This window comes from Peribacillus sp. YIM B13472, assembly GCF_042788005.1.
Lineage (GTDB): Bacteria > Bacillota > Bacilli > Bacillales > DSM-1321 > Peribacillus > Peribacillus simplex_E.
In genome coordinates this window covers 1-5,361 of the sequence record NZ_JBHZPG010000070.1, presented here as the reverse complement: position 1 = coordinate 5,361, position 5,361 = coordinate 1, and the positions used below count along the sequence as shown (strand labels likewise).

At 35.5% G+C, this 5,361-nt stretch carries 6 protein-coding genes; 1 reads left to right on the top strand and 5 read right to left on the bottom strand.

Annotated elements, in window-relative coordinates; genetic code table 11:
- Positions 1-888, bottom strand: an 888-nt coding sequence (ltrA, locus tag ACFX4I_RS26200) for a group II intron reverse transcriptase/maturase (protein WP_377424147.1), incomplete at its 3' end; no start/stop codon positions are given.
- 566 nt (positions 889-1,454) lie between these two features.
- Positions 1,455-1,556, bottom strand: coding sequence for an LPXTG cell wall anchor domain-containing protein (locus ACFX4I_RS26195; protein ID WP_096341107.1), 102 nt, complete (start codon positions 1,554-1,556; stop codon positions 1,455-1,457).
- A 280-nt stretch (positions 1,557-1,836) separates the two neighbouring features.
- Here ACFX4I_RS26195 and ACFX4I_RS26190 point away from each other — a divergent pair, with 280 nt between their 5' ends.
- Positions 1,837-2,553: a vanadium-dependent haloperoxidase gene (locus ACFX4I_RS26190; protein WP_283932803.1), complete on the top strand. Its 717-nt coding sequence runs from the start codon at positions 1,837-1,839 to the stop codon at positions 2,551-2,553.
- 284 nt (positions 2,554-2,837) lie between these two features.
- Here the strand turns inward: ACFX4I_RS26190 and ACFX4I_RS26185 are convergent, their stop codons facing one another.
- From ACFX4I_RS26185 to ACFX4I_RS26175, 3 genes are all read right to left on the bottom strand, one after another.
- The gene (locus tag ACFX4I_RS26185) at positions 2,838-3,224 is read right to left on the bottom strand and encodes a DUF1259 domain-containing protein (protein ID WP_230301388.1); all 387 of its coding nucleotides are present in this window, start codon (positions 3,222-3,224) and stop codon (positions 2,838-2,840) included.
- A gap of 243 nt (positions 3,225-3,467) precedes the next feature.
- Positions 3,468-4,559 carry a DUF4179 domain-containing protein gene (locus ACFX4I_RS26180; protein WP_377424144.1) on the bottom strand — a complete coding sequence of 364 codons (1,092 nt, stop codon included), beginning with the start codon at positions 4,557-4,559 and terminating at the stop codon, positions 3,468-3,470.
- Entirely contained in the window at positions 4,552-5,100 is a 549-nt protein-coding gene (locus tag ACFX4I_RS26175; RefSeq protein ID WP_377424141.1) for a sigma-70 family RNA polymerase sigma factor, read from the bottom strand. The genes ACFX4I_RS26180 and ACFX4I_RS26175 overlap by 8 nt, the downstream gene beginning before the upstream one ends.
- Positions 5,101-5,361: the final 261 nt, after the last annotated feature.

Here is a 5,361-nt window from a genome sequence, read left to right as displayed (position 1 = left end):
TTGAAACTTCTGTACAGAACTTGGATGAGGTTTCACTTTGTAGTTGTTGTTATTAGTGTCGTAATAATACCCAAATCCTAAGAATTTCAACTCTTTTGGACGTGAGATTCTACTCTTCTCTACGTTGACTATCAGGCCTAATTTCTCTTCTATAAATCTCACGATTGTGCTCATTACTCGGTTCGCTGCCTTTTCACTTTTCACAAAGATAAGGGCATCATCAGCGTACCTCACGAACCTTAGTCCTCTTTTCTCCAGTTCCTTATCAAGTTCGTTTAACATTATATTACTTAATAGTGGACTGAGGTTGCCTCCTTGCGGAGTACCGACAGGTGTGTCTTCATTTTTTCCATTCACCATGACTCCACTGACTAAGTATTTTCTGATTAACGAGATGACATTTCCGTCTTTTATTGTGTTGGATATGATTCTCATGAGTTTATCGTGATGGACGGTATCGAAGAATCTTTCAAGATCAATGTCGACTACCCAATCATGTTCATCATTCAGAAACTCCAGGCTTTTAATTATCGCCATTTCACAACTTCTTTTTGGTCTGAAACCGTAACTGAATTCACTGAATTGCTTTTCAAATAGTGGACTGAGAACTTGATGAATGGCTTGTTGAACGACTCTATCCACTACTGTTGGTATTCCCAATTTGCGCATCTTTCCATTTTCTTTTGGGATCTCCACTCTTAAGGCAGCTTGTGGTTGGTATTTTCTTGTTCTGATGCGCTGACGCAGTTCATCTTTGTTCTCTTTCAGGTATTGCTTTAGTTCATCGACTGTTACTCCGTCGACCCCACTTGCACCTTTATTTTTATAGACACGTATGTAGGCTTCGTTCATATTTTTATTACTTAGGATTTGTTCTAAAAGTTCCACACTCGTTTCTCCTTTCCTCTCACGTAGTAAGTGATATCTCCATTTTGGTTATTCTTTGAGGTACTCATACTTTCACCATTAACACATTCGGAGTTCGTCACTTACGCATTCGTAGCGTTGAAACACTATAAATTGTTCAGCCCTTCATGAAATTATTTCATTACTATGGCTTCTGCTGACTTCTTGCGACTAACCTTTTTCGACTGTACTCCTGTACATCCGCAAGACCTCCCAGGGTAAGACACCTATCTTTCCTCTTTTACTCGCCTGATTTACTCTATAAAGTTACGCACATCTTTTGGACTTTAACTTGTCTTGGAGTTTAATCCCTTTATAGAGCCTCAGTATCAGATTCCTGTTCGTCGAGCCAAGATTTTATTCCACGCTTCCTCCAGCCCTTACCTCACGATAAGTACCTTGCGCTTCCTTAGTGGTTGGTCGATATGTACCCCACAGTGGACTTTCACCACCTAGATAGTTGCCATGCCTGGCACACAAGAAAAAGCTGCCTTAAAGACAGCTCCGATCTTCAGCTAAAGCATCTGATACTTGAATTAGAAATTTAATTAGCTTTTCTTGGTCCTCTTAAAAAATAAATAACCTAAAACACCTAAAATTAATGCTATACCTCCGAAAACAATAACTTGATATATAATATCCCCTAACATGACCTGTTCCTCCTATTCTAAAAAACACTTTCCTAAATCTATATACTAGATTTTTCCTAAAAAGGTTTCAACTGATAGTTTGATTCTAAGATCTTATTAAACTATTCTGCCACGATAGTTGCAAAGGCTGCCTCAGCAACCTGGGAATTGAAGTAAAACACATCTTAATCCAAGTGTATAACTCTTTCTCCTCTGATAAGGAATCAAAAAGTTAAATGGTCATACTTCATTACTCTTAATCATAAGGAACAAGGAGAACATTTATAAGGGGGTGGTCTTTATGAGAACAAGTTATAGAAGATGGACAGAGTTTCCTTACCCAGGGGAAAGTATCCCACCTAAAGGTTCTCCAGAGGCAGGAAATTGGCCAATGTTTTTTATTTCAAGGGGAAGAGACAATGATTTCCTGGACCCCTTTCATCAACGAATCATTTGGCGAATTAAAAATCCACTTGATATTGATTGGGAAAAAGAGTTATTCATTGTAGAAGAGACATTAAAGTCATTAACTTCCCAGCAAATACGCATCGCACAATATTGGGGAACAGGTGAATTAACCGCGAAAATTACCACTCTAATTTTCAATTTAGCTGAAAAGTATATGCTGGGGTCACCGAGTGTTGCAAGGGTTCAGAGTTATTTCCACGCTGCTATGAATGATACCTTTGTTATCACGTGGTTTTTTAAATATCATTGGGATGTTGCACGTCCAAATCAATATGGCAGAAATCTGTCTACTGTGTTGTTTACCCCTCGTTTTCCAGCTTACCCTTCTGCACACGCAACTGTGGCAGGATGTGCAGAGACAGTATTAAGTTATATCCTCCCTCAAGAGTCTTCTGAAATAAAAAAAATAATGGAAGAAAGTGCTCAATCTCGTTTGTACGCTGGCGTACATTTTAACGTGGATAATAATGAAGGCTTAAGGTTAGGCAGACAAATTGGAGAGGTAGTTGTAAGCTTTTTAAGGGCACAAAATCTAAATACGCTTCAATAATATTTTGGGTTCAGGTTGTGCTAACCTGAACCTTTAGTTAAATAAAGAAAGAGCTGCATGAAGTCAGCCCCGACCTTCAGCTAAAGCACCTGTTAGTTTAAGTAGATTTCTTCACAAACTTTTTAGTATTTCAGTTAATACAGGAATGCTGCCCCAATTTTTGCATAAGAAAAAGCCGCCTTAAAGGCAGCCCTGATCATTAGCTAACGCACCTGTCAGTTCAACAAAACCGAGTTTTTACCGTGTATTATGTTCATTAAAAAATCAGACAAGTGGGAAATCCGTTAGTTCCTTAACGCTTTTCTGACTTTCTTTGCAAAAACTAATGGATCATCAACAGCTTCGATATTAACGTAAATCAAATTCGGATTATCAAATAGCCACTCATTGTGTATGGATGAAACTATTATTCCTTGTTTAAGAATCAAAGCAACAAAATTCTCGACTTCACTTTGCAAGAGTGCAACCCTACCTAGGCACAATGCTTGTCCAGTCTGATTATCTCTTGATTCAAATGAGAAAGAAGAGGTCACTCTAAAACGTTTTCCTAAAATTTTTGCTTTTATTTCATTTCGATTTATCGTTGTCACACATTTTCCACCCGCAAATCCTTCTTGGCCGCCGATAATTCTAGCAAACTTTTGACAAATTAATTCATCATTAGATGCCATCTATTCATCCCCTCCCTAATATTAATAGGATATGAATCAATGAATAGATCCGAAACGGATATGCATCTATTTTGAAATGAAATTTTTTTTATATCTTATTAAAACTATCCTGCTCCTGTTAGCTCCATAAGAAAATAGCTGATCGTCAAAGCTCACTTATGAACTAACGCATCCGATAGTTTAAGAAGAAAATCTTTTAAGAAACACAAGTTGATTTAAAGATAATGCTTTAGTCAATATATTTTAATTGTACAATTTCTCATACAATTTCTTATGTTCTTTATCACGTATAATGATTTTATAAGGTATTGCTTCAACGGATAATTCCTTCCTTTTTATTTCAACTACCTGTCTTGCATACTCTTCAATTCTTTCAGCTTGCTCTTTAGTCTCCTCTCCTTTGGATAATGAAGTCTTTAAAATGATTTCAAGAGGTTTTGGATGAAAGGAGTAGGTAAAACCATTTGTTTCTTTAAACTTTTTATGTGTTTCTTCCATGACCGCTGTAAAAATAGGCTGCCAATTCTGATTCTTAATTTCCTCTTCACTTTCTCTTTTGACTTCAACTTCATAATTCTCATGTTTTTTTGCATATATTACATCATGTACATGTTTTTCTATTTGATTCTTCACTTCTTTGTATTGTTGCTCTGTTCCTTCAATCCCCAATTTAATGGAAACCTTTTTGGGGTTCATAGATACTCCACTAGCTAAAATGGTATAACCCTTTTCTTCTACAACCTTTTGCGTTATTGTAAGTATTTCATCTGTGAATTTCTCTAATTCTTTGTTTTTTTCACTTGGTTCAACGTTATCCCTTACTTCTAATACAACCTCAACTTTATCAATTTTATATGACTTAGCGCATTTTAAAATTATATCTTTAATTTCATCCTCATGTTGTTGTTTAAAATCTTCATCCCCTACCCAAACAGTGAATGAAGGGGGCTCAGAGGAAAAAAACCATGACATTCCAACTTCTACTTTTCCTTTATACTCCTTATTCTCGGATAACGTTTTGGATATCACATCATATAAAGCATCTAGCTTTCCGTTCCTGTCATCCGTTTCCTTCAAGCTTTGCACAATTTGATTGAAGAAAGAGACTTTTGATACCACTTTGGCCATTGCCTGAGAAACAAATACCGAGCCAACTAACAAAAAAAGGATGATTACTGCAACACTGCCTAATAAGGTAATTTTTTTGCTGATACTCCATTTTCTCTTGTCTTTTAAAATGCGTTCATAGACTTTACTTTTAATTCGGTTTGAGATTTCATCATCATAAAATTGTTCTGAATACTGCTCCTTTACCTGCCTTAACTCTTTATCCATTCAAAGCATCTCCTTTCTCAAAAATAAGATTTTCTTTTAGAATGGACCGTCCCCTTGTAAGTCTTGTTTTCACAGTATTAGTGTTTATACCTAACGTCTCTCCAATTTCACTTACCTTTAAATCTTGGAAATAATAAAGAACAACTACTTCACGGTATTTCTGGGAAAGAGATAGGACTTTATGTAGTATTTGAGCATTTTGATTTTGTTTTAGAAAAACTTCCTCGGAGCTTTCGCTCTTTTTAAAATTCTCCAAAAATAACTTTGAGTATTTTAAAACTCGGAAACTTTTTTTTCTGATAAAATCCTTAGAAGTATTTACAGTTATACGATAAACCCAAGTTTTAATAGAAGCATCTCTACGAAATTTCTCAATATTCTTGTAGCATTTTATAAAGACTTCTTGCGAAATATCCTCAGCTAATCCTTGATCCCTCACAAAAGAATATGCCAGCAAATACACATCTTTAGAATACTTGTTCATTATGTCTTCAATTATTATTTCTTTGTTGTCTACATCAAAATCTGTTTTATTTTCCACCTGTTTTCCTCCTTCCTTGTGTTATTTAGACTTATGTTAACTTTATTTGGTTTCATTTCGGAAAAAATTTTATAATGTATTGATCTAAAAAAAATAATTATTATATTAGGAGTCACTGCACCATTCTGGAGAAATTCCTGAATAAAAATCAACAGATGTCTTCAACTCCCTCAGTTTAAAATTCTGGATTTGAGTCAATATTTTGGACACTAAAAAGTTAAATCTTAAGCTGTATTCCTAATTCGATCTTCAATGGCCTGT